Raw genomic sequence first — 25,195 nt, forward strand, 5'->3', positions numbered from 1 at the left:
GATCAACATCGCCGTACCGTGACTGCAAGTTTGGCTACTCATGCCCGCTTGTGGTCACTGTGCTGGCAATGATGACAACCGGATAGATTGAGAACAATTATATATTTGGAATATAGAACCACTATGGACCAGATTCTGGCTGAATTTGAACAGCAGACAGCGCCTACCGCCGAAGATTACGTCACCACACTACGCCGTTTGCTGGCAGTATCACTTGAATTTCCTCATCCGGGCAGGGGGCAAACCCTGCTGCGCTGGCAACTGCTGGCCAAAGTTGCGGCCACCGATTTAACTTTGGTGAAATGGCTGGAATCACATTTCGATGCGCTGAGTATTTTAAACGAACTACAGATTCAGTCCGTTCCGGCGGGCTGGTGGGCAGTCTGGGCCGCGGAAGGCCATCCACAACCTGTACAGTATGAGCAGGGCTATTGTTCCGGTTATAAGACTTGGTGCTCGGCGGCATATGCGGTGGATTTTGGTTTAATGACTTATCGCGGTGCAGATGGCCAGTCACAATTATTGATGGTCGAGATGCAGCAGCCTTCAATCCAAGTAGATGATAGCAGTTGGCAAGCCATCGGTATGCAGCAGACGGCCACAGCAACTGTTCATTTTCAGCACACTCCAGCCACACGCATTGCACAACCCGGAGATTATCTGAATCGGCCGGGCTTCTGGCATGGTGCAGCCGGTGTTGCGGCCTGCTGGTATGGTGCTACAGTACGTCTGGCTGAATATTTACAGCAGCATGTGCAGCAGAAAACCCATGCCTATCATGAATTGTATTTGGGCGAAGTCAGTACCCGACTGGCCGTGACACGACAGTTTTTTACCCATGTGGCTGCCCAGATAGATGCAGCGCCGGCACACAGCCATGAACTGATCATCCGGATGTTACGCGCCCAAGTTGAGGATACGGCGCTGCTGGTACTGGAAAAAGTCGGAAAAGCGCTAGGCGCACGACCTTTTTGCGAGCAGGCACATTTTGCCCGGTTGGCTGCCGACTTGCCGGTATTTTTGCGCCAGAGTCATGCTGCTTTTGATCTGGCTGCAATTGGCCGCTTATCGCTACAGGAGGGGCAAACATGGCAACTCTGATTGATCCAGTAGTGGGTGACCGGAAAATTTATGGGAGTGGCACCGATCAGGCGCAGTGGCTTAACTGGCCCGGACTGACCGGGCTGCCAGATTTGAATCTGACGCAGCATTTTCCTGAGCGTGGCCGGGTACTGATTTTCGCGCCACATCCCGATGATGAAATTCTCGGTTGTGCGGGACTGATGCAGCAACTGGCCGCGGCAGGGCGTGAACTGCTGCTGGTCGCAGTGACCAATGGCACTGGCAGCCATCCCCAGTCAAAGCGTTATAGCGTCGAGCAGCTGAATGTGCTGCGGCCACAAGAAAGTCTGAATGCTTTGGCGGTGTTGGGGCTGGAACATAAGGTCCAGCGCATTGCCCTGAATATTGCAGATGGCCAGGTGATGCAGGCTGAATCCGAACTGTTGCAGCAGCTACAAAACTGGGTGCAGCCCGAGGATATTCTGGTGACCACCTTCGCTCAAGATGGCCATCCCGATCATGAAGCCACCGGACGGGTGGTGCAGCACTGGGCCAGACAGTATCGGCAGCGCTGTTTTCAGGTATTGATTTGGGCCTGGCATTGGGCCATGCCGGCAGATGCACGGATTCCCTGGGCGCAGGCACGAAAACTCCGTTTAACTGCACAGCAGCTGGCTTTAAAACAGCAGGCGATTCAGTGTTTTAAAACTCAGATCGAGGCTGATGACACTATTCACCAGCCGCCAATTTTATCGGCAAAAACCATTTCACGACTCTTAATCCCGTACGAGGTCTATATTGATGCGACTGAACACGGATGACTATTTTGACCAGCTGTATCAGGACAATGATGATCCCTGGCACTATCAGCAGCGCTGGTATGAGCAGCGTAAACGGCAGCTGTGTCTGGCGGCCTTGCCGCAGGCGCAGTTTCAGCGGGTCCTGGAAATTGGCTGCAGCAATGGCATCTTCAGTGAATTGCTGGCTCCGCGTTGTCAGCAGCTCATCTGTGTAGATGCCAACCGTCGTGCGGTTGAACTGGCACAGGCCCGTCTGGCGAGGTTTGCGCATGTGCAGGTGCGGCAACAACGTGTCCCTGAAACCCATCTGGCGCTGGAAAATGATAGTCTATTTGATCTGATTATTCTCAGTGAAGTGGCCTATTACCTGCGTCCGGCCGAATTAGTGCAGCTAATGCAGCAGCTGCAGCAGTGTTTAAGTGCAGACGGTACGCTGCTGGCCTGTCACTGGCGTTACCCGATTGCAGGCTTTGAGCTGAATGGCGATCAGGTACATGCCTGTTTAAGGCAACACTTGGTGCTGCATCATTATTTACAGATGAATGATCCGGATTTTCTGCTCGACCTCTGGACTCAAGATGCACAATCTGTGGCTGCGCGGGAGGGACTGATATGAAGATGGCGGTGGTCGTGCCTGCCTATAACGAAGCCGAAACGCTGGGTGCCTGTCTGGCGGCTATTCAGCAGGCCATTGCACAATTACCGCCCGCTGTGTCTGAAGTAAAGGTGCTGGTGGTGCTGGACAGTTGTGATGATCAGTCTGTTGAAATTGTACAACAGGCCGGAATCGACTACTTGTGTTGTGAAGTACGCTGTGTTGGTAAGGCACGGGATTTGGGCGTGCGCGCCATGATTGCCAAAGGTGCTGACTGGATTGCCTGTACCGATGCCGATACCCAGGTTGATGCGCAGTGGTTATCTGCACAATATGCCCATCAGCCGGCAGCACTGATTTGTGGCGTGGTTGAAATTAAAGACTGGTCGCCTTTATCTGCGGCCGCCCGGCAGAAATATCTGCGCCATTATCAGGATAAAATGGACCATCGGCATGTGCATGGGGCCAATCTCAGTTTTTCTGCTGCGGCCTATTTAAAAGCCGGTGGTTTTCAGGTCAGCAGCTGTCATGAAGATGTGCAGCTGGTCGAGCAGATGCAGTGCTTAAACCTGCCGATTGTCTGGAGCAACCAGGTACGGGTCACCACCAGCAGTCGTCTGGACAGCCGGGTCAGTGATGGTTTTGCCGCCTATTTGAACCGGCTGGAACAGGCTTGTCGCGCTGCGTCTGAAGTGTGATCGATCGTGCAAAAAATGGCTGTCATCGGGCTGACAAAAACACAGCGTATTTTGATCAACACCACAGTTTAATTCGGTTACATAAAGCGGTAAAAATAAACAGCTTTTAGCCAATTCGGCCGTCTATCTCGGTTAGAATAATTTTCATGAAAATCATAAGGCAGGATCGCCCCATGGCATTATTATTTGAACCTATCCATTTTGGCACGCTTGAATTAGACAACAGAATTATTATTGCTCCCATGTGCCAATATTCGGCCAATGACAAAGGCGAGCTCAGCTATTGGCATGAGCAGCAATGGGCCAACTATGCCTTGTCGGGTGCCGGTTTATGTATTATTGAAGCCACGGCGGTGCAGCCAGAAGGGCGGATCAGCTATGCCGATTTAGGCCTGTGGAATGATTTGCAGCGTGCGCAGATGAAAGCCTTGCTGGCCAAAGTCAAAACCTTGTCACCAATGCCATTTGCAGTGCAGCTGGCGCATGCTGGACGTAAGGCATCTACCGATAAACCGTGGCTGGGCAAAGACCAGTTTGCGCCGGATCATGCCCAGGGCTGGCAAACCGTATCGGCCAGTAATTTGCCGTTTAACCCGACCGATCATGCCCCCCATGCACTAAGTCTGAATGAAATTGAACAGGTAATTGCCGACTTTGCCAGTGCTGCGGTGCGTGCAGTGGATGCTGGCTTTGATTTAATTGAAATTCATGCTGCCCATGGCTATCTGCTACATCAGTTTATGTCGCCATTATCCAATGTCCGCGATGATGAATATGGCGGCAGTTTTGAAAACCGGATTCGTTTAACCCTGGAGGTGTTCCAGGCCATGAAACAGGTGGTGCCAGAAGGTTATCCGATTGGGGTGCGTCTGTCTGCTACCGACTGGATGGATGCGCAGGGCGGCTGGAATATCCAGTCTACGGTTGGGGTAGCTAAAGCGCTGGAACAGTTGGGTGCGGCCTATATTCATGTGTCTAGTGCCGGTCTGCATGCCCAGCAGAGTATCGAGATCGGGCCAAGCTATCAGGTGCCTTTTGCCCATGCCATTAAACAGGCGGTGCACCGTATTCCGGTGATTTCTGTGGGCCTGATTACCGAAGCGGTGCAGGCTGAAGAAATTCTGCAAAATCAGTATGCAGATGCCATTGGACTGGCACGAGCGATGCTTTATGATCCACGTTGGCCGTGGCATGCTGCCGCTGAACTGGGCGGGCAGATTGCCATCGCGCCGCAATACTTGCGCTGTCAGCCGCATGGTTTAAAAGATTTATTCCATCCATTTCCTGTTCAGGAATAAGCAACAGCAGCATCAGGGATGATGCGTTTTAGATCTCGTTCTAGAGAAGGAAGGCACTTTTGTTGCTGAATATTTTACTGCCCTTGGTGGCAGTACTGGCGCTGGGCTATAGCAGCGTACGTACCAATTTTCTGGCGGCCACGCATATTCAGGCGCTGAGCCAGTTTGTGATGAAGGTTTCACTGCCAGCCTTTTTACTGTATGCCCTGGCCAGTAAAGACCTGGCTGAAATCTGGCATCCGGGTTATTTTATTGGTTATGGACTGGGCTCGCTGATCCTGTTTTTTCTGGCGCTGGTCATTTATAAAACCTATTTCCGGCATAGCCTGACCCACGCCAGTGTGCTGTCGATGGGCGCGTCGATGTCCAATACCGGCTTTATTGGCACGGCTATTTTAACCCTGCTGATTGGCAGTCATTCCGCCATTTATCTGTCATTAACTCTAATTATTGAAAACCTGATTATTGTGGCGATGGTGCTGTTTCTGGCCGAAGCCGGTTTGCAAAAGCAAAACCATCATCTTTCGGCGTTATATCTGAAAACCTTAAAAAGTTTGCTAAAAAATCCGGTGATTCTGTCGATTATTGCCGGGATGGCCTGTGTCTTGCTCAATTTAAAACTACCGGACAGCATCAATCAGATTCTGGAGATGCTCGGCAAAACTGCATCGCCGTTGGCTTTATTTGTGATTGGCGGCAGTCTGGTCGGAATGCGCCTGCATTCGGTCAATCTGCAAAGTGTGCTGCTGGTCGGGATGAAAGTCCTGCTGATGCCGCTGGTTATTTTCACCTTGTTGTGGAGTTTGCCCAATGTCAGCTCAGAAATGCTGTTTGTTGGTACGTTGCTGGCGGCATTGCCGATGCCTGTGGCCTTTGGGATTTTTGGCCAGAATTATGGCCTGAATGAACAGGCACTCCAGCCTTTAATTATGAGTACGGTCCTGGGTTTAATCGGAGTGGCTTTCTGGTTAAGTCAGTCATCGCATTTTCTTTAAATCTTTATGTATCCCAAATAAAAAAGCCCGGTCATCGGGCTTTTTTCGGTCAGCCGCATTAGCTTTTCTTGGCTGCTGCTTTTGGTGGATTCTTGGCTTGATCGGCAATCATCTTGTCCACCACAGCCAGCGATTCTTTGGCTTGCGGGACATTTTCCTTGGCTAGGGCAGAGAAAATCTTTTTCGCTTCCGGCAGGTTTTGCGGCACGATGTTGCCATTGGTAAACATATTGCCAACCGCCATCAGCGCTGGAATATAGCCTTTTTGTGCTAAATCCTGAATGCTCTTTAAGCCTTGCTGAATGGGAGCTTCATTTTTGTTTTTAAAGCCCAGGCTAATGTCATATAAGGCTTTGGCATGAATGGCCTGATTGTTGCCTTTTTTAATGAGGGGTTCCAGTAATTGCAGGCCTTTTTTATCTGAATCGGCTTTGTTTTCAGAGAAATACACCACCGCTAAATCAATGGTGGCATCATGAAAGCCTTGTGATGAAGCTTTTTGCAAATACTGTTTGGCTTTATTGGTATCCTGTTTTAGACCCAAAGTGCCGGTCAGATGGTTTTTACCGAGTACATAATTCGCCACCGGATAGCCTTTTTTCGCGGCCTGCTCATATAGCTCGATGGCTTTCTTTTCATTTTTGGCCGTACCTTGGCCGGTTTGGGTCAAATAACCCAGATTATAAATCGCTTGCGGATTACCGGTTTTGGCCAGTTTGTCTAATTCCTGATAGGCTCCGCTCAGGTTGTTGGCTTTGACCATGGCTTCAATTTTGGCGAAAGCCGGATCGGTCGGAATACTGTTATTGCTGTTGGCGAGGGTAAATTGTGTCGAAAGGGCAACCAGACTTGCCAAAATCAGTTTTTTCATCGTTGTATAAAACCTTGTATCAATGACCACATAATTCCATTTATGTGTGGGGAATAAATTGTCACTCATCATCATAAGATGAAATCAAAGAATGTAAATATAGATGTATCGGAATCCGGTAATTTTTTCAAACCACGTAGGAACAATAATAAAAAAATCCTGAATTTAAGGATTGCTTCAATTTGTAAAACAGTCTCGTTTTTTTGACGGATAAAAAAACAACCCAAGTTACACGTGTCACTTGGGCTGTTTTTCATAGATCTGCTAGTGACACGCTTAATTTTGCGGCCGCGCCACATCACCGCTTAAAGCTTCAGGTAAATCCAGAACCGTTACATCCATCTCGGCTAAGGCATCCGGTTTTGCTACCACCAAAGCTTGATAACCGCTATCAATAGCCAGGCTATTCACTACTTCTACATCATTGTTCAGTTTGCTGGCGATAGCCGGAGCATCGCCTGTACCCTGAATCAGATGCAGCCAGTGTTTTGGCTTGGCTTTAAACCATAAACGGGCAATCACTTCCTGACCCAAATAACAGCCTTTGTCATAATGAATGCCTTCACGCTGATGCAGGCGCAGTTCCTGTGGCTGGAACAGTTCCGCGGTGCTGGCCTGAATCCAGGCCTGACCACTTTCAAGCGCCTTTAATTGCCATGCTTGAATATCCTGTTCAGTACTTGTGAACTGGGTATTTAGACCGTTTACGACCGGATAAACCTGACCGGCTTCTTCCAGTTTCATTTTCGAGAAAGCACCAAACTTTTTAATGTGTTTGGCAAAGTCTTCAGCTTGATCGGCTGTTACTACAATTTCAAACTGTTCAGCATTCTGTTTGGTCAGCCATAAACCAAACAGAATACGGCCTTTCAGGCTACAAATTGCAGTATAACGGGTTTCGGTTTGCGGCAGTTTTTCGACATCTACCGTGACTTGACCTTGTAAGAATTTTTGCGCATCTACACCGTTTAAAGTGAATGCAGAGAAAGTCAGATTACTCATATTCTAATCTCGAAACCGTATCTAATACTAAAGAATGAGGTTAATTTTGCGCTATTTTTCAAAAAAAATCATATTTCTGGCCAGAATTTTCTACTAGATGTAACCAAATTTTTCAAAAATGTATCTTTTTTAACTTAAGTTTATGAAATATATGAAATTTGGGAAATAGGCTTCGGGCAGCGTACAATGCCAAGCAGCATGAATGTTAAACAACAAAACTTTGAAAGAAGAAGTCAGAACAAGGCAGGTACGCTATGAATAACAACTACCGTAAACCGCTGCAAGGCACCCCGCTAGAATATTATGATGTGCGACAAGCCGTTGAAGATATTCAGCCAGGCGCATATGCCAAACTTCCTTATACCTCCAAAGTGCTGGCCGAGCAGTTGGTGCGTCGTTGTGATCCAGCCATTTTAGAGCAGTCCTTACGCCAGCTGATTGAACGCAAGCAGGAGCATGATTTTCCATGGTATCCAGCACGTGTAGTCTGTCATGATATTTTGGGGCAAACGGCACTGGTCGATCTTGCCGGTCTGCGTGATGCCATTGCCGATCAGGGCGGTGATCCATCCAAAGTCAATCCGGTGGTGCCAACCCAGCTGATTGTCGATCACTCACTGGCGGTGGAATACGGTGGATTTGATCCGGATGCATTTGAGAAAAACCGTGCAGTCGAAGACCGTCGTAATGAAGACCGTTTCCATTTTATTGAATGGACCAAAACAGCCTTTAAAAATGTCGATGTAATTCCGGCAGGCAACGGCATCATGCATCAAATTAACCTGGAAAAAATGTCACCGGTAATTCAAAACCGTGATGGCGTAGCATTCCCGGATACCTGCGTGGGTACAGACTCGCATACCCCGCATACCGATGCGCTAGGCGTGATTTCAGTCGGTGTGGGTGGCTTAGAAGCTGAAAACGTGATGCTTGGCCGTGCTTCTTGGATGCGTCTGCCGGACATTATTGGGGTGGAATTGGTTGGTCAGCGTCAGCCGGGCATTACTGCAACAGATATCGTCTTGGCGTTAACTGAATTCCTGCGTAAAGAACGTGTGGTCGGTGCCTATTTAGAGTTCTTTGGTGAAGGTGCGGACAGCATGTCAGTGGGTGATCGTGCCACCATCTCCAACATGACCCCTGAATATGGCGCAACCGCGGCGATGTTCTATATTGATCAGAACACCATTGATTATTTGACTCTGACCGGTCGTGAGCCAGAACAAGTCAAACTGGTTGAAACCTATGCCAAAGAAATTGGGCTTTGGGCAAGCGACATGACACAGGCGGAATATCCACGTGTGCTGCGTTTCGACTTATCAACGGTAACCCGTAATATTGCAGGGCCATCCAATCCACATGCACGTGTATCCACAAGTGACTTAAAAGAAAAAGGCATTGCCGGTATTGTTGAACAGCGTACCGATGGTTTGATGCCAGATGGTGCCATCATCATTGCCGCGATTACCTCATGTACCAATACCTCAAACCCACGTAATACCGTTGCGGCAGGTTTGCTTGCACGTAAAGCCAATGAACTTGGTTTAGTACGAAAACCATGGGTGAAGTCGTCATTTGCACCGGGGTCTAAAGCGGCTGCGCTGTATTTGGAAGAAGCCGGTGTACTGAAAGACTTAGAAAAACTCGGTTTTGGTATTGTGGCTTATGCATGTACCACCTGTAACGGGATGTCAGGTGCGCTTGATCCAAAGATTCAGCAGGAAATTATTGACCGTGACCTGTATGCGACTGCGGTGCTGTCGGGCAACCGTAACTTTGATGGTCGTATTCATCCTTATGCAAAACAGGCTTTCCTGGCATCTCCACCACTCGTGGTTGCCTATGCAATTGCCGGTACCATCCGTTTTGACATCGAAAAAGATGCGTTGGGCACCGACCAGAACGGTAATCCAATTTATCTGAAAGACATTTGGCCGTCGGATGAAGAAATTGATGCATTAGTGAAAACCTCGGTGAAGCCTGAGCAGTTCCAGAAAGTCTATATTCCAATGTTTGACTTGGGCGAAGTGGAGCAGGCGGCAAGTCCGCTATATGACTGGCGTCCGCAAAGTACTTATATTCGCCGTCCACCATATTGGGAAGGCGCGCTGGCTGCACCGCGTACATTAGCCAATATGCGTCCGCTGGCAATTTTGGGCGATAACATTACCACTGACCATTTATCACCATCGAATGCAATTATTCTGGATTCGGCGGCAGGTGAATATCTGGCGAAAATGGGCTTGCCTGAGGAAGATTTCAACTCCTATGCCACCCACCGCGGTGATCACTTGACGGCACAACGTGCAACGCTGGCCAACCCGAAATTGTTTAATGAAATGGTGGTACGTTCTGACGGTACCATTAAGCAAGGTTCTAAAGCGCGTGTCGAGCCTGAAGGCGAAGTAATGCGGATGTGGGAAGCGATTGAAACCTACATGAATCGTAAACAGCCGCTGATTATTGTTGCCGGTAAAGACTACGGCCAAGGCTCAAGCCGTGACTGGGCGGCTAAAGGTGTACGCCTTGCTGGTGTTGAAGCGATTGTGGCAGAAGGTTTTGAGCGTATTCACCGAACTAACCTGGTTGGGATGGGTGTGTTACCGCTTGAGTTTAAGCCGGGCACAGACCGTAAAACTCTAGGTTTGGATGGTACTGAGCTTTATAGCGTGATTGGTAATATTGCACCTCGTTCGACTTTAACACTTGTGATTGAGCGTTCCACGGCTGATGGTAAAAACCAGATTCTGGAAGTGCCAGTAACCTGCCGTTTAGATACCGAAGAAGAAGTGTCAGTTTATGAAGCGGGTGGGGTGTTACAGCGATTTGCGCAGGACTTCTTGGAAGGGAATGTGGCTTAATTATTAAATGAATCCTCCCCAACCCTCCTTTAAGAAAGGAGGGAGTTTCTCTTTTTTTCTTATGCCATGTATGGCTCAGGGTTAGGGGGAGATTAAAGTTATTGAAATTGTTTAAAAACGCTCTAATGTACATTGGGGCGTTTTTTATTGGTGCTTACAGAGAAGATTCGAAGGAGGTTTTAAAATTGAATTAAAAAGTGGACTTCTGTCATACGTCCAGTGGTCGATATTAAGGCTGATTCCCTATTCATTATTTAAAATATATTAAAGGTTGAATGCGATTTAGAATTTATTAGAAATATATAAAACTAAATTTAAAATAATTAAAAAAGTAAATAAATTCAATAAATTAATTGAATTTTTTAATTGAAAAGTGTAGTTTGTTTTCTTTTTGTAATTTGCAATAGCGTTTTTGTAAAAATGCAATTGATGAGGGGTTTATGGGAAAATTAACTGCTGTAATTTTAGCGAGTGTTATGTTGTTTATGACAGGCTGTGCCACGATGTTTAATGGTTCAACACAGACTGTAAATATTCGTAGTAATGATGAATTAGCCAGGCTATATGTAAATGAAGAGTATATGGGCCAGCGTAGTGCTGTTTATACTTTTAAGAAGAAAGAAAATTATGTAATTAAGGCAGAAAAACCAGGCTGCCAAACCACGAGCATCACACCTCAAAAGACATTTGACCCAACCACCTTATTAGGCATTCTGGTCGACTGGGGCATTATCTCAATTCTTGTTGTTGATGGTGCTGCGACAGGGGCATGGCAGAAATTCAGTCAAACCAATTTTGTTATCGATCCTAATTGCTAAATTGGTTTAAAAAATATCCCATTTTTGAATGGGATATTTTTTTATAGAAGACAGATTTGCAGACTTATAGGTATTACGGGAGATAAATAAGCGTTTATAGAATTAGAAATATATTTTAAAAATTAAATAAGAATAAAAAATCTTTTCCTGATTGCGGGATTTAATACCAAATTAATTAGCATCTACAACTCAAATTGGAAAAATTTCTTATTAAATTTCTATAAAGCCAGCTTAATTTTCTATCAAAATTATCCTTCGCCCAAACGCCATCATCACTCGTCGAAATGGACAATAGACAATCATCACAGATTGGTTATACTGAATAGACCATTTCTAAATCATACGGAGAACAAAGATGGTAACTGCAGGCGACAAGCCAGGAACAGGCTTCTATTTTTGTGTCCAATGCGGACATCGCGTTTACTTAGAAATTGGTACAGACCGTTTACCCCCGTGTACCAAATGCCAAGGCAATCAATTTAACAATAAGAATGCCTAAGCAACAGCACTCAAACAGTTACCCTCTGTTTGAATGAAAGCCCTATCACACGATAGGGCTTTTTAATGGGATCAATCAAAAATGCTGAATTTTCGCGGTGTTAGAACAGTTGAAGCCCTACAAAAAGAAAACGCAAAATCGAGATACAAATTGGTTGGATTTAAGGCTCTATCTTATTGAAAAGGAATAATAAAAATTAAGGTGTTTATTGTTTGGTTTTGTTTGAAAAATAGCCATTAATCCTCATATTGAATAAGACATATAGCATATTTCAGGTGCAGTCTTTGCAACATTATCTTGATCTTAACCATGACTCTGGTGTGGCCAATTATGAAATTGGTCAAGAGTTTATTCGGGTTCAGTTCCGTAAAAATAGCAGGGTCTATACTTATAGCTATGCCAGCGCCGGTGTGCAGCATGTCGAGAATATGAAACAGCTGGCCCAATATGGCGATGGGCTGAATGCCTATATCAACCGTTATACCCGCTGGCTGTATTTAAAATAACTGGCCTGTTTTTTGCTTCATGATGCTTCCTAGGAGCGCCACATCCACTTTCGGGTGGATGCTGGTTTTAAAGAAAAATCATCAGGAGCAAAGCCATGTCAAACTCTCAAGCTGCCGATTCTTATACTCAACTGCCGGTCAAGGCGCATCTGCTGGCGGGCTGGCCATTGCTGCTGGTGCTGTTTGGTGGTGCCATTGGGGTGGTTTATGCCGTGCTGGCTTACATGCTGAATATCAAAATTTATCAATCGACCTTATCTAAACTGAATAAAGTCTTGGCCAATTTGCTCTGTGGCATGTCAGCCTTAAGTGGCTGGTGGTTTAGCGCCCAGCTCATTCAAGGACAGTTATTTTAAACAGCTCGATACCTCACGATTAAAGATCTGCAATGTCCTGAACCGGGCAGAATAATCTATGCCTGAATATTCCAGAAAAATACGGAATCATGAAAAAGAATCATGATTATGGCAGCTTGAAAATAAAAAATTCTATCTAAACCGTTTGATGTGAGAAAAATTATCAAAAAGATGAAAAAACGCCGTAGCTTAGGAAAACAATCCCGCCGGCTTTTGACTATTCTATTGCTCAAGGGTGAAAGGGGATCGAAAAGAGTAGATTGCTACCAGTAACGTATCACGTGCGTGTAGTACTTACCCACAAGGTCTCGATTCGGCTTAGGACGCTATAGATCAGAAGTTTATAGGCAAAAAGTTAGAACTTACCAAGTTTTAATAGTTGAAGTATTTCCCGCTCCCTTAAAAATAAAAAATTCAACATCTCCATTCTTATAAACCTGTTTATTTTTTCTCTCACTGCATTCATTCAAATCACCTTCATTTTCCTTTCAGTTATCGCAACTTTATTTGCCAGAATCCTACAGGGTACTGAAAGCAGCTATGCTATAAAAATAAAAACTACCGAGCAGAACAATGAAAATTTATGTCACCAGTCTTATGCTCGATGATCAGGAAAAAGCCTTGCAGTTTTATACCCAGATACTCGGTTTTCAGCTAAAATAGGATGTGCCGGTGTGAGTATCGCTGGCTGACGCTGGTTTCTCCCGAGCAGCCAGATGGTGTAGAACTGTCGCTAGAACCAGATGTGCATCCCGCAGCGAAAGCCTTTAAAGCCGCCATCAAGGCAGATGGTATTGCTTATACCTCATTTCAGGTCAACGATCTTGAGGCAGAATATCAGCGTTTACTCGCGCTAGGTGTGGTTTTTACTCAAGCACCGATGCTGGCTGGCAATGTGAAAATTGCCGTGCTGGAAGATGGCTGCGGTAATTTAATTCAACTGATGCAGCCGCTGCCTGAGTCATCATAATCACTTGGATAAATTCTCTTAAAATCGCCATTTTCTGCAAAATAAAATGAAGAATTTAACCTAGTGTATAAAAATTTCTTGTGATTAAGCTTTATTAGGGAAAATTTCCTGAAAATATTTTAAATTGACTGATCTTCGGAAAACAATTTCGGCAGGCTTTGACTACTATATCTCTCAAGGGTGTGACGGGATCGAAAAGAGTAGCATGCTGTCAGCGGCGCAAAACGCGAGTGCAGTACTCACCCAAAAGGTCTCGATTCGGCTTAGGACGCTATAGATCAGAAGTTTATAGGCTATAAGATCATGACGTACAACGTGATGATAGTTGAAGTAAACAGCAAGTTTTCCCTGACACCCTAAAAATTCCGTGCATGACCAGAACAACAAACTATAAAAATCAAACTCGAAAAACCAGAGAATAAAAACTATTTCTCTCCAGTAGCTTCCAGATTAAATATCTATCTTCTCAATAGATTGACAGCAGATTGGCCGCTTGATATTTTGCCCGCTTTCGACTCCCAGGCCGTACCGTCATGCCTTTAAACGACAACTTTGTATATTGCCCGCCGCAAGAGCCTCTGGTCCTGGTCTATGAAGATGATGATCTGGTGGTGATTGAAAAGCCAGCAGGTTTGCTGTCGGTGCCGGGGCGGTTGCCGGAGCATCAGGACAGTGCCTATTTACGCGTATTGGCGCGCTATCCACAGGCCAAAATTACCCATCGTTTAGATATGGCCACCTCGGGTATTCTGATGTTTGCCAAACATCGCGATGCAGAAGTAGCAGTGAGTAAAATGTTTCAGGCGCGCACCGTGACCAAGCACTATATTGCCCTGGTACAGGGCAAACTCGACGGTGAGGGCAAAGTCGAAGTGCCCTTAATTACTGACTGGGAAAACCGGCCGCGTCAGATGGTGCATTTTGAACTGGGTAAGCCGGCACAGACTTTATATCAGGGACTGGACTATAATGCCGAGATGGACATCAGCCGGGTATTGCTGACTCCAATTACCGGGCGTTCACACCAGCTGCGCGTGCATATGCAGTATATCGGACATCCAATTACCGGCGATAAGCTGTATCATCCGGAACCTGCGCGCAGTGCCCTAAAACGCATGGCCTTACATGCCAGTTATCTGGCTTTTACCCAGCCTTTAAGCGGTACCGCGGTTGAAATTCGTGGACAGGTACCGTTTTAAGCAGTTGATCTGATTTTGAGTGCGCCCCCCAAAACAGGGGATTGCCGATCCGGATAGAGATCAGGATGATAGAACAGAAAAAAATTAAGTGCTCTATCTCGGAACTGCAACAAAATTAGGGTAAGCTGACCAGTAGAACAACAACACAGAACAAGGACAAAATGATGTCACGCGATTATGAACAATTTCCAGATGACGACAACGGCAACGTACTTTGGCAAATGCATGAAGATGGTGATGATCTGGACGAGGCACATGAAATTGAATATTCGATTGCCTTTACCGACCAGGAACAGGCTGAACGTTGTGCCTTATTTCTGTTAAATGAAGAACAAAAAATCTCTTTATTTCAGGATGATGATTCTGGTGTGACCGAATGGATTATTACCATTTATGTTTATATGGAACCGGCCTATGCCGATATTGTCGACTTGGAAGAATGGTTCACCAAAATCGCCAACCAGTTCCAGGGTGAATATGATGGCTGGGGCTGCATGGCCTATGTCTATGATGATGAAGACGAAGAAGAAAACTATCCGGTTTAACCCCATTTTCTAGTACAAAAAAGCATGCCGGAGCGCATGCTTTTTTGCTTTACGCTCGCTTCAACCAAAGTCATACACAGGCCCAGGGCAGAAGGCGTAGACTGAAAATTATTCGCTGTAAACAGGTGACGTCATGCAACACAGCGTACAGTTACACCGTATATTTCAGGCGCCGTTATCACGGGTGTATCGGGCCTTTGTCGATCCGTATGCTTTAGTCAAATGGATGGCGCCACATGGCTTTACCGTGCAGATTGAACAGTTTGAACCCGTGGTCAACGGTCAATATAAAATTGCCTTTTGTAATTTGAGCACGGGCAAAAGCCACGGTTTTCACGGGCAGTATCTGGAAGTGATTCCCGAGCAGCGACTGCGTTATCAGGATGAGTTTGATAGCCCAGATTTACCCGGACTGATTCAGGTCACAATTGAGTTTAAGGCGGTATCGGTCGGAACCGAAGTCTGGATTCAGCAGGACAATCTGCCCGATGCCATTCCCGTCGATGGCTGTTATTTGGGCTGGCAGGAATGTCTGGATTTACTCAGCCTGCTGGTGACCCCTGACATTCCGGATGAGTAAAACCATGCCCATTGCTACCAAACGTATTTATCAGGCTGTAAGCAAGCAGGACGGTACCCGGATTCTGCTGGACCGGATCTGGCCGCGCGGTATCAAAAAAGCCGATGCCCAGATTGACCTGTGGCCGAAGGATTTAACCCCCTCGACCGAACTGCGTAAATGGTTCCATGAAGATACTGAGCGGCACTGGCCGGAGTTTCAGCAGCGTTATCGGCAAGAGTTGCAGCAGCATTTGGACGCGGTGGAGGAAATCCGGCAACTGGCGCAGAAGGGACCAATTACCCTGTTAACCGCAGCAGAAAACGAACAGCATAATCATCTGCAGGTGTTTAAACAGCTGCTGGAACACCCGGGCAAATAACACAAATATTGTTATTAATCCCTAAACCGGTTAGGGATTTTAACGTGATGAAAAATATAAATGTTATAGTAGACCTTTATATTTTTTATTTTGCTCGTTTCGAGGTTTTTATGTCTTTACCGAATTGCCCAAAATGCCAGTCCGAATATACCTATCAAGATGGTGACTTGCTGATTTGTCCTGAATGCGCACATGAATGGAAAGAAGGGGAGCAGGCAGAAGCCGAGGCCGGCGCCATCATTAAAGATGCCAATGGTAATGTACTGGCCGATGGCGATACCGTGACGGTGATTAAAGACCTGAAAATTAAAGGTTCATCTTCTGTGGTGAAAGTGGGTACCAAAGTGAAAAATATCCGCCTATTGCCAGAAGCATCAGATGGTCATGATATTGACTGTAAAGTAGATGGTATTGGCGCAATTAAACTGAAATCGGAATATGTGAAAAAAGCATAATCGCACTGTTTCTCTTGGGTTTTATCTTGCTTTGAAGCAGGGTAAAACCCTGAATTTTTAAGATCACATCTGTACCATATCGGGAGAAGGCTGATGCCACATATCCATCTTGAATATTCAGATCAGCTGCAGGCGCTTGAAATGAAGCCTTTGCTCAGTCGTATCAACCGGACGCTGGTCGAGAATGGCCTGTTTGCTAATGCCTCTGATATTAAAAGTCGCGCCATCTGCAAGCAGGACTATGTGATTGGACTGGATGAAAGCGCACAGGCCTATGTGCATGCCAAAATCTCGATTTTAAAAGGCCGTAGTACCGCCCTAAAGCAGGAAATTTCCCGGATCGTGCTGGAAGTGTTGCAGGATTATCTGCCGCCACAGAATGAATTGACGCTGCAACTGTGTGTCGAAATTCTGGAAATGGACCCGGATATTTACAGCAAAGCCATCATTCATCCTTAATATTTTTCCCTTGCAATGGCACAGCTGCGTATGTGCCATTTTGCTGCTTTCAAAATTTCCCATCTTCATCTTCTGTGCTGTTTCTTGCTGAAATTAGGCGTTTTTTTTACAGGAATCTATTTGAAATAAATAACCGAAGCTCGTACATAATAAATAAAGAGCAACAGGATGTGCCCAGCCATGCGAAAACAAAACAATAAACCGGGTCTGCTCCAGCCCGAAGCGCAGCCGCCGCGTCCCCATCACTGGAAGCCGGAAAAATCTGCTGTCAGTTGGGTCAAGCGGGATATTGAAACCCAGAATATTGTCCGGGTGATGGCCGGTTTTGTGATTAGTGCGGTGATTATTGCGGCGCTGTATTTTGGTCAGGATGTGCTGATTCCGCTGGCACTGGCTATTTTGCTGGCGTTTTTACTGGAACCGCTGGTGTCGCGGCTAAAAAAATGGGGGCTGCCACAGCTGCCGTCGATTGCCATTGTTATGATTTTCACCATTAGTGTGCTGGCTGGACTGGGCAGTTATCTGGGTTTTCAGCTCAAGGATTTAAGTCAGGAATTACCGCAATATCAGGACACCATTCAGCAAAAACTGAATACGGTGAAATCACTGACCTCTGGCCCTAGCGCCTGGGATGGGGCCAAAACCACTTTCGATACGGTGGAAAGCTCGTTTGAAGGCATCAATCAGGTCGAGCAGGAAAAGGGTGTGCAGAATGTCAAGGTGGTCGGACTGGAGCAAAGTCCTTCCGATGCCGCCATGGAGTGGGGCAGCAAGATTTTAAGCCCGATTGCCACCATTGGTATCGTATTTTTATTTGTGGTGCTGATTTTAATTAGCCGTAAAGATCTGCATGACCGCTTGTTGCGTCTGCTTGGCGGTAATTTGAATATTGGTACCGATGTACTGGATGAAGCCGGCCAGCGCATTGGTACCTATCTGCGTATGCAATTGCTGGTCAATGTCACCTATGGTATTCCGATGGCAGCCGGACTATGGTTTATTGGCGTGCCTGCGGCGATCATGTGGGGCATGCTGGCGGTGGTGCTGCGCTTTGTGCCTTATGTCGGCCCGATCATTTCTGCGGTATTCCCGTTAACGCTGGCCTTTGCGGTGGATCCGGGCTGGAATATGTTCCTCTGGACTTTGGGCCTGGTTCTGCTGCTGGAGCTGATCAGTAATAACATCTTTGAGCCGTGGCTATATGGTGAAAGCACTGGCCTGACCACCTTGTCGATTATTCTGGCTGCCACCTTCTGGACCTTAATCTGGGGGCCGATTGGGCTGATTTTATCAACACCGTTAACGGCCTGTTTGCTGGTGCTGTCGCACTATATTCCGGCGTTGGGCTTTGTCAAAGTGTTAATTGGCAGTGCCCCGGTGCTGTCACCGCCCGAACGTTTTTATCAGCGTTTGGTGGCCGATGAAGTACATGATGCGCTGGATGTGGCTAATGCATATATCCAGCAGGAGCTGCCGAAAAAAACGAATAAAGAAGCGCTGGTCCGGAAAATCAATAATTTCTATGATGAAGTGGCGATTCCTGCGATTTGCCTGTTTTCGCAGGTCCATAATACCGAGGCCAGCGCCGAACACCGTTTGCGCATGCATCAGGGTTTAAAACGGTTTAATCATGAATTTCAGCAGCAATATCCGCTACAGACCGAACTGAACAACCCCAAAGTCATGTGTCTGGGGGCACGTTGGGAGGTGGATGTGCTGGCCTCTGCCATGCTGGCCCATGGTCTGAACCTGAAAAAGATTGCCGCCTGTAGCCATGCCGATGCCTTGATTCAATCGCGCTCGGATGTGTTGAGTGCCGTGCCGGAATCGACCGACATCATCTGTATCACTATTTTTCATCAGCAACCGATGGCGCAAATCCGCCTGTTGAACCACCGGATACGCACACTAAAACCGCAGATCAAACTGGTGTTTGCCTTGCTGGGCAATCAGTCGACGCATTTGCGTGATGAGATTGAGCGCCTGTTTCAGCCGGAAGCGGTGGTAAATAGTGTGAATGAACTGATGCTGAGTATGGATATGCTGCTGATGGCACAAGGGGAAAATCCGGCGGCGGCACTGCTGCATGACAATGAGCCTGAACGCTTGCAGGCCTTGCATGAACTGGATTTATTGCAGCCGGAACTACTGCCAATTTACAGCCAGTATATTGAAGAAGCACGGCAGGCCTTTGATGTGAAATATGCCCAGATTTCGCTGGTCGATGCCGGGCAGGTGCATACTCCGGCCAGTCCGCTGGCAGAAGCGGTGGAGTCGCCGATCCACGCAGCGCAGCGCCGTGAAGAATCGATTTGTACCCATCTGGTTTATCAGAATGAAGCGCTGGTTATTGAAGATATTCAGCGTGATCCACGCTTCCGGCAGTATCCTCATCTGGCCAGACAGAAAATCCGTTTTTATGCCGGGGTGCCAATTCAAAGCAAACAGGGGCTGGCCATAGGCAGCTTATGTATTCTGGACAAGCAGGTGCGGCAGATGTCTGAAGAAGATCTGGATTTGCTGAAAGCACTGGCGCTGGATTTACAGGAGACCTTAAGCAGTGAGCGATTACGCAAACAGAAGCTGGAGGAAATCCAGCGTTTGGGGCAGGCCGATTTAAGTCAGGCCGTGGTGACAGATTCCTAATGATTGCATCCTTGTCCACATACGGCTGTTTGTATGGCCGCCAGATCATTATTTAAAAAATGGAGAACAGCGCATTGGCTTTTCATGATTTTTATCGCTTAAGTTCGCATGCGGTAATTTGTAATGCCCAGCAGCAGGTGCTGTTACTTAAAGCTACCTATGCCGATCAGGTCTGGGGCTTACCGGGCGGCGCGCTGGATATGGGGGAAACCATCCATGAGGCCTTAATCCGGGAATGTCAGGAAGAAATTGGCTGTCAGGTGCAGGTGGCATATTTATCGGGTGTGTATTTTCATGCAGCGGTGCAATCCCATGCTTTTATTTTTCGCTGTCATGTACCGGAAGATGCACAGATTCAGTTAAGTGATGAACATGATGAATATCGCTGGTTTGATCTGGCGCAACTGGCGCCGGTACAGCGGACTCGGGTGGAGGATTGTCTGAATTTTCAGGGCAATGTCATCAGCCGGAGTTTTTAAGCTGCGGCTTGCAAGATGATTGCACAAAAGTGATCAAACGGCTGTGTAACAAGTACTGTGAAACAGCCGCGACAATGTTCAGTTTAGAGTGTCGTGTGTTGCGAGACTTGCAGGGTGGCAATAATTTCATCCAGCTTTTTGATGCGTTTAACCTCATCCCACAGCGCTTTGGCTTCCGGGTAATGCTTCGACATCATGCCCAGCCATTGTTTATAACGCCCCAGCATACCAATTTCGGTTTTGGCCGGACCGTGAATAAAGCGGATTTGCAAATCAAGCAGATCTTGCCAGCTCAGTAAGGGTGCATCAGAGTTCTGGCGGATACATTGGGTGAGGTCAGGGGTGGTGACGGCACCACGACCAATCATTAAATCTTCACAGCCCGATTCTAACTGGCATTGTTTGGCATCGGCATTGGTCCAGATTTCCCCATTGGCAATCACATTAATCTTCAAGGCTTCACGAATCGGGGCCAGCTGATCCCAAAAGGCTGGTGGGGTATAACCATCGGCTTTGGTGCGCGCATGGACCGTGACCCAGGAGGCGCCTGCATCTTCAATGGCATGGGCATTGTCGAGCATGAAGTTACGATCCATATAGCCTAAGCGCATTTTGGCAGAAACCGGAATATGTGCCGGCACGGCATCGCGCACGGCTTTGACCAGTTCATGTACCACTTCCGGTTCATCTAGCAGAACCGAACCGCCACGATGACGGTTTACGGTTTTGGCCGGACAGCCAAAGTTCAGATCAATCGCTGGTGCGCCCATGGCTGCAACTTTGACTGCATTGGCAGCCAGCATGTCCGGGTTGTTGCCTAGAAACTGCACATGCACTGGGGTGCCAGCCGCAGTTTTACCGCCGTTCAATAATTCCGGGCAATAGCTGTGATAGATATGATCGGGCAGGATTGAGTCGGTGACCCGAATAAACTCAGTCACACACCAGTCGAAGCTGCCGACAGACGTGAGGACATCACGCATGATCGGATCGGTTAAGCCTTCCATGGGTGCAAGCACAAGTTTCAACGCGTTCACCTGTTAATTTGAAAAACGGTGTTATACGTTTTTTTTACCGAGATGTCTAGGAAAAGGTCTTGGAAGTATTGTGGAGTGAGCTAAGGCTTAGCCTTTATTGTTATTCCAAAGTAGAAATGTCCTACCTAATAACCAAATAGAAATGTCCTATATGGACATTTCCAAGTCAAGCACAGGATTTAGATTTCGTTCTTGAATTGCTGTTTTCTGTGCACGTCTGCTTGGCATCTTTTGAGAACGATTGCGTTTGTTTTGCTGTTCCAGTTCTTCATGCTGTTGTTGGATATGATTAAGAACAGCACCCAACCGTTTATTCTCAACAATCTCTCGCTGATTCAGCTGACTTAATTTATCGAAGAGGCTGTAATTGATCTTTCGGCTATTATGCATGATGGCTATAGTACCATCCGGGTATTCCAGGAACTCAAGATACTTACCGATCAACCTTTGGTTTTCTTCCGTGTTTTCCAGGAGATATACGCATTTATCATAAGCAATCGTCAGGCTATTCGTGACTCTGCGGGGTTCACGCCAAGTAAAAATATCATCTAACTCTTCGGCTGTTTCAGTGATAGGCCGATGTAGATTCTTAGGATTAAAAGCCATCTTGGCGAACTTCTGATTGAACTGCTCAATGAAGCAGGGTAGCCAGACATTAGCTTGCTCAATCGAACAGATGCCTTTCAGGCGCATCTCCTTGATCAGACGGTCCTGAAGCGTTCTGTTGGCCCGTTCCACACGGCCTTTGGCCTGCGGTGAATTAGCGAAGATGATATCGATATTCAGGGTGCTGAGTACACGTCCAAACTGGGTAATCTTGGTGTCTTTCTTGCTGCTTTGATTCACTCTAAAGACTGAATGTTTGTCGCTGTAAAACGCTAAAGGCTTACCGTGCTGTTCGACATATAAGCGTGTTGAAATCATATAGTCAAAGGTTGATTCTGACTCACAGAAGCGTAAATGCTGCAATTTTCCTGTAGCATCATCGATAAACACCAGTAGACAGCATTTAGCAGCGCGTCCTTCAAACCAGTCATGGTGTGAGCCATCAATTTGGATCAGTTCACCAAAGCAATCCCGGTTGTAACGAGGCTGATACGGTCGTTTCAGGCGCTTGGATCGAGGCATCCATAAGTCAGCTGCAATCATCCAAGAACGCAGGGTTTCTACTGAAAGATCGAATCCATGTACGGTGGTGAGCTTTTCATGCGCTAAAGTGGGTCCGCAACCATGGAGTTGGTCAGAAACAATATTGAGGCACTTGAGTTTGAGTTCTTCAGGAAGTTTAGAATTGCTGATTTGGCCACGACCGGCATGGGCTAATGCAGCTGGACCTTGGGCTTTGTATTTCTGCAGTAAGCGTCTGATCTGACGTTCTGAAATATGAAGTAGCTGAGCAGCCTGGGATTGAGTTATGCGTTGATCGCAGATTTCCTGCAAGACCGACAATCGTTTAAGTTCTTTATCCGACATAGACACCAACATATCAAACCGTCCGCTAAGGAAATTGCAAAAGTGCATATTCTAAAAGCGGACATTTTTACTTTGGAGAAACCGGACATTTCTATTTTGGAGTTACATTTATATCTCGCATAATCGCCATTATGTTAAATGGGGGGATTGAGACCTGTGTAGCAACTTTAAGCCAGTTGCTATGCATCCAAATACAGATTGCACCTCATATTCAATTTATAAGAATTTTAGGTTTTAGACAGCACTCTTTAATCAAGTGTTTGTACACCACCACCATTTACAAATAAGGTTTGTCCAGAAACCCATGATGAAATAGGTGAGGCAAAGAATAACACAGCTCTCGCGATATCTTCGGGTTCACCTAATCGTTGTAATGGTGTGTGAGAAAGCATTGTTTTTTCAATCTCAGGCTTCAGTACTTTTTCTAGTGCTGCGGTACGAATCGCTCCAGGACCTACAGCATTAATACGTATATTTGGACCAAAATCATGTGCCAAATTAGCGACCATATGGTTTAAAGCAGCTTTTGATGATGCATATCCACTCATAGCAGGGCTTTTGTTAATTGAACTCATAGAGCTGATATTTATGATTGAGCCGTCACCCGCTTTATTCATATGCGGTGCGACGAGTTGACACAATCGCCAAGCAGCAAACACATTAAGCTGAAAATCACGTTCTATAGTATCTACGGTAATTTGATCAGGAGATTCACGGCCACCGCCACCACCACCAGCATTGTTCACTAAGATGTGAATGTGACCAAAGGTTTCGATTGTTTTATTCACTGCATTGACCAATTGATCATCTTGCAGAATATTGCATGCAACATATTCTATGTTGCGTCCAGTCAACTTCTTGATTTCTTCAGCTGTATGTTTAGCTGCGTCTAAATTTAAATCGGCAATCATAACGTCCGAGCCTGCTTGAGCAAGAATGAGAGCGCTGGCTTTCCCAATACCTGCTGCACCGCCTGTTACAAGTGCTACTTTATTCGTCAGGGATAATAAACTTTGCGGCATCATTTTGATTTATTTCCATTTATATATTAAAACTCGAAATATTTTAATCTTCTACTGTATAGCTTTATTTTGAGTTCAAAATCCTAAGCCTACCGTATCATTTTGAATTGCAGGTATTGATAGTTTTCCCTTGTTCAACTGAATTGATAAAGCTTCCAATCAGGAATTCACTTTGTCTTAAAGAGTCACGATGATCTCCATTCTTGACTGGGTGAAAGGCAATAGGTTTTTGATTCTTACATACTTGCTGATAGTAAGCATAAGTACCACGGTAATCTACAAGCTGGTCTTTATCACCTTGTACAATTAGCAGAGGCACACTAGGTGTCATATTCTCAATAGACTGTTTTTTTAAATAATTTGTCAAATGTGTCAAATCTACATTCGGTTTAAAGACTGTTTTAGGTGCTGCCTTGAGATCAGATTGTAATTCTGACAAACAGCGATTACGTGCAGAATTAAGAATTACCCCCATGTCCGGACTAACTAAATTTGCTGGAGCAAGGCCAGGATCTGCTGCTTCTGCTCCCAGAAGCACGATTGGAAAAAATGCGGCAACATCGGTAGTGATTTGCGGATTACTGGCAACATATTCAGCAATTCCCTCATATTGATACCCACCTGGTGCGAGTGCTATTGCTCCACGCAGATTAAATTCAGGTGCGTCTTTCTGACCGTCCGCTGCAACCTTCAGAGATGCTGCACCGCCTTGGCTATGCCCCATTACATACCAGTTTTTACTAAACTTATAGGGTTGTAAATGATGGGTGGCCCGGACAGCATCCACGACAGTGTGCAGCTGACTTTGTGCATTCATATATGGATGTCCACCTGGAGTACCTAACCCCTGATAATCAGGTGCGACAACTGCATATCCACGGGCTAGCCAGGCATTTAGTGCTTTCGCAGCAATTTGTTGATAGACATGGACTGGGCCACCGGCATAATCTCCGGAAGGGGCACAAGTATCTGCTACACCAGTTGTGCCATGAGCCCAAACAAGGACAGGCCAACCTCCTTGAGGAACTTTAGCTTTAGGCAGTAAAAGATATCCTGAAGTGACAATTGGTTCAGACTGTACTCCGCGACTACGATAAGTGATTAAGAACCGCTGTGAAGCATTCGTAAATAGACCGGTATTCTCTTCTTGTATAGATAAAATTGTTCCTGGCGTTTTGCTAGAGATATTAGATGTTTGGACTTTATTGTTATTTGGAAAGACAGGAGAGGCTATTGCATATGTTGAATTTAAGCAAAGGTAGCTTAGGACCAATTTTAGAATGGGATGTTTAATTTTCATCACTGACACCATCTTTCTTTTTTATAATCTCATTTTTAATGTATCAGCTTTATCTAGTTTTTTAAACAAAGTCTTAAAAATTCGGTATGAGCCTAAGTTTTTAGAGTAATGGCTGAAGGCTTCTACAAAGATTATAAAATTTTTCTAAAATTAACATAATACACGTTATACGAAATACTATTGTAAGCCCAAAGTAGAAATGTCCGGTTTCTCCAAAGTAAAAATGTCCGCTTTTAGAATATGCACTTTTGCAATTTTCTTAGCGGACGGTTTGATATGTTGGTGTCTATGTCGGATAAAGAACTTAA

Annotated in this window: 27 protein-coding genes; 21 read left to right on the forward strand and 6 right to left on the reverse strand. The window is 46.1% G+C overall.

Going from position 1 to position 25,195, the window contains the following annotated elements:
• Positions 1 to 123: 123 nt before the first annotated feature.
• The 6 genes from FTU69_RS10955 (at position 124) to FTU69_RS10980 (ending at position 5,448) form a co-directional block, all read left to right on the forward strand.
• Complete coding sequence (locus FTU69_RS10955) at positions 124 to 1,101, forward strand: acyl-CoA dehydrogenase (RefSeq protein ID WP_168383392.1); 978 nt, start codon at positions 124 to 126, stop codon at positions 1,099 to 1,101.
• The gene (locus FTU69_RS10960; protein WP_180103878.1) at positions 1,089 to 1,883 is read left to right on the forward strand and encodes a PIG-L deacetylase family protein; all 795 of its coding nucleotides are present in this window, start codon (positions 1,089 to 1,091) and stop codon (positions 1,881 to 1,883) included. The genes FTU69_RS10955 and FTU69_RS10960 overlap by 13 nt, the downstream gene beginning before the upstream one ends.
• Positions 1,864 to 2,478 (forward strand): SAM-dependent methyltransferase, encoded by a 615-nt coding sequence (locus FTU69_RS10965; protein WP_168397273.1) that lies wholly within the window; start codon positions 1,864 to 1,866, stop codon positions 2,476 to 2,478. Before FTU69_RS10960 ends, FTU69_RS10965 begins: the two co-directional genes overlap by 20 nt.
• On the forward strand, positions 2,475 to 3,155 hold the full coding sequence (locus FTU69_RS10970; RefSeq protein WP_180103879.1) for a glycosyltransferase family 2 protein: 681 nt from the start codon (positions 2,475 to 2,477) through the stop codon (positions 3,153 to 3,155). Before FTU69_RS10965 ends, FTU69_RS10970 begins: the two co-directional genes overlap by 4 nt.
• Positions 3,156 to 3,328: 173 nt before the next feature.
• A complete protein-coding gene (locus FTU69_RS10975) occupies positions 3,329 to 4,453 on the forward strand; it encodes an NADH:flavin oxidoreductase/NADH oxidase (RefSeq protein ID WP_016659829.1) in 1,125 nt (374 codons plus the stop codon).
• A 59-nt stretch (positions 4,454 to 4,512) separates the two neighbouring features.
• Positions 4,513 to 5,448 carry an AEC family transporter gene (locus FTU69_RS10980; protein ID WP_016659830.1) on the forward strand — a complete coding sequence of 312 codons (936 nt, stop codon included), beginning with the start codon at positions 4,513 to 4,515 and terminating at the stop codon, positions 5,446 to 5,448.
• A gap of 58 nt (positions 5,449 to 5,506) precedes the next feature.
• Here the strand turns inward: FTU69_RS10980 and FTU69_RS10985 are convergent, their stop codons facing one another.
• Positions 5,507 to 6,319, reverse strand: coding sequence for a tetratricopeptide repeat protein (locus FTU69_RS10985; protein ID WP_005175859.1), 813 nt, complete (start codon positions 6,317 to 6,319; stop codon positions 5,507 to 5,509).
• 276 nt (positions 6,320 to 6,595) lie between these two features.
• Positions 6,596 to 7,321 carry a folate-binding protein YgfZ gene (locus FTU69_RS10990; RefSeq protein ID WP_160241570.1) on the reverse strand — a complete coding sequence of 242 codons (726 nt, stop codon included), beginning with the start codon at positions 7,319 to 7,321 and terminating at the stop codon, positions 6,596 to 6,598.
• A 254-nt stretch (positions 7,322 to 7,575) separates the two neighbouring features.
• Here FTU69_RS10990 and acnD point away from each other — a divergent pair, with 254 nt between their 5' ends.
• From acnD to FTU69_RS11060, 15 genes are all read left to right on the forward strand, one after another.
• A complete protein-coding gene (gene acnD, locus FTU69_RS10995; protein WP_127800825.1) occupies positions 7,576 to 10,182 on the forward strand; it encodes a Fe/S-dependent 2-methylisocitrate dehydratase AcnD in 2,607 nt (868 codons plus the stop codon).
• A gap of 476 nt (positions 10,183 to 10,658) precedes the next feature.
• On the forward strand, positions 10,659 to 11,000 hold the full coding sequence (locus FTU69_RS11000; RefSeq protein WP_180103888.1) for a hypothetical protein: 342 nt from the start codon (positions 10,659 to 10,661) through the stop codon (positions 10,998 to 11,000).
• Positions 11,001 to 11,355: 355 nt separating this feature from the next.
• Complete coding sequence (locus FTU69_RS11005; protein WP_075167893.1) at positions 11,356 to 11,499, forward strand: zinc ribbon-containing protein; 144 nt, start codon at positions 11,356 to 11,358, stop codon at positions 11,497 to 11,499.
• Between the two features lie 284 nt (positions 11,500 to 11,783).
• Entirely contained in the window at positions 11,784 to 12,005 is a 222-nt protein-coding gene (locus FTU69_RS11010) for a hypothetical protein (RefSeq protein ID WP_005175863.1), read from the forward strand.
• Positions 12,006 to 12,100: 95 nt separating this feature from the next.
• A complete protein-coding gene (locus FTU69_RS11015) occupies positions 12,101 to 12,361 on the forward strand; it encodes a hypothetical protein (RefSeq protein ID WP_016659841.1) in 261 nt (86 codons plus the stop codon).
• A gap of 573 nt (positions 12,362 to 12,934) precedes the next feature.
• The gene (locus FTU69_RS14895; RefSeq protein ID WP_278251962.1) at positions 12,935 to 13,024 is read left to right on the forward strand and encodes a VOC family protein; all 90 of its coding nucleotides are present in this window, start codon (positions 12,935 to 12,937) and stop codon (positions 13,022 to 13,024) included.
• A gap of 1 nt (position 13,025) precedes the next feature.
• Entirely contained in the window at positions 13,026 to 13,331 is a 306-nt protein-coding gene (locus tag FTU69_RS11020; RefSeq protein ID WP_278251963.1) for a VOC family protein, read from the forward strand.
• A gap of 533 nt (positions 13,332 to 13,864) precedes the next feature.
• Positions 13,865 to 14,530: a pseudouridine synthase gene (locus FTU69_RS11025; RefSeq protein WP_168396991.1), complete on the forward strand. Its 666-nt coding sequence runs from the start codon at positions 13,865 to 13,867 to the stop codon at positions 14,528 to 14,530.
• A gap of 164 nt (positions 14,531 to 14,694) precedes the next feature.
• Positions 14,695 to 15,075, forward strand: coding sequence for a ribonuclease E inhibitor RraB (locus tag FTU69_RS11030; protein ID WP_016659844.1), 381 nt, complete (start codon positions 14,695 to 14,697; stop codon positions 15,073 to 15,075).
• Between the two features lie 133 nt (positions 15,076 to 15,208).
• Positions 15,209 to 15,655 carry an SRPBCC family protein gene (locus FTU69_RS11035; RefSeq protein WP_180103880.1) on the forward strand — a complete coding sequence of 149 codons (447 nt, stop codon included), beginning with the start codon at positions 15,209 to 15,211 and terminating at the stop codon, positions 15,653 to 15,655.
• A gap of 4 nt (positions 15,656 to 15,659) precedes the next feature.
• Positions 15,660 to 16,016, forward strand: coding sequence for a DUF488 domain-containing protein (locus tag FTU69_RS11040; protein WP_005175875.1), 357 nt, complete (start codon positions 15,660 to 15,662; stop codon positions 16,014 to 16,016).
• A 110-nt stretch (positions 16,017 to 16,126) separates the two neighbouring features.
• Positions 16,127 to 16,471: a zinc ribbon domain-containing protein YjdM gene (locus FTU69_RS11045; protein WP_016659847.1), complete on the forward strand. Its 345-nt coding sequence runs from the start codon at positions 16,127 to 16,129 to the stop codon at positions 16,469 to 16,471.
• A gap of 93 nt (positions 16,472 to 16,564) precedes the next feature.
• Complete coding sequence (locus FTU69_RS11050; RefSeq protein WP_180103881.1) at positions 16,565 to 16,930, forward strand: 5-carboxymethyl-2-hydroxymuconate Delta-isomerase; 366 nt, start codon at positions 16,565 to 16,567, stop codon at positions 16,928 to 16,930.
• A 180-nt stretch (positions 16,931 to 17,110) separates the two neighbouring features.
• Positions 17,111 to 19,576: an AI-2E family transporter gene (locus FTU69_RS11055; protein ID WP_180103882.1), complete on the forward strand. Its 2,466-nt coding sequence runs from the start codon at positions 17,111 to 17,113 to the stop codon at positions 19,574 to 19,576.
• A gap of 74 nt (positions 19,577 to 19,650) precedes the next feature.
• Positions 19,651 to 20,055: an NUDIX hydrolase gene (locus FTU69_RS11060; RefSeq protein WP_180103883.1), complete on the forward strand. Its 405-nt coding sequence runs from the start codon at positions 19,651 to 19,653 to the stop codon at positions 20,053 to 20,055.
• Between the two features lie 83 nt (positions 20,056 to 20,138).
• On the opposite strand, the gene FTU69_RS11065 is transcribed toward FTU69_RS11060, so the two are convergent.
• The 4 genes from FTU69_RS11065 to FTU69_RS11080 all read right to left on the reverse strand — a co-directional run bounded on the left by FTU69_RS11065 (position 20,139) and on the right by FTU69_RS11080 (position 24,890).
• Positions 20,139 to 21,083, reverse strand: coding sequence for a tRNA-dihydrouridine synthase (locus FTU69_RS11065; RefSeq protein WP_180103884.1), 945 nt, complete (start codon positions 21,081 to 21,083; stop codon positions 20,139 to 20,141).
• Between the two features lie 156 nt (positions 21,084 to 21,239).
• Entirely contained in the window at positions 21,240 to 22,565 is a 1,326-nt protein-coding gene (locus tag FTU69_RS11070; RefSeq protein WP_180103885.1) for an ISNCY family transposase, read from the reverse strand.
• Positions 22,566 to 22,813: 248 nt separating this feature from the next.
• A complete protein-coding gene (locus FTU69_RS11075) occupies positions 22,814 to 23,587 on the reverse strand; it encodes a glucose 1-dehydrogenase (RefSeq protein ID WP_180103889.1) in 774 nt (257 codons plus the stop codon).
• A gap of 97 nt (positions 23,588 to 23,684) precedes the next feature.
• Entirely contained in the window at positions 23,685 to 24,890 is a 1,206-nt protein-coding gene (locus FTU69_RS11080; protein ID WP_180103886.1) for a S9 family peptidase, read from the reverse strand.
• Between the last annotated feature and the right edge of the window lie 305 nt (positions 24,891 to 25,195).

Source organism: Acinetobacter sp. YH12134 (assembly GCF_013418555.1).
GTDB lineage: Bacteria > Pseudomonadota > Gammaproteobacteria > Pseudomonadales > Moraxellaceae > Acinetobacter > Acinetobacter indicus.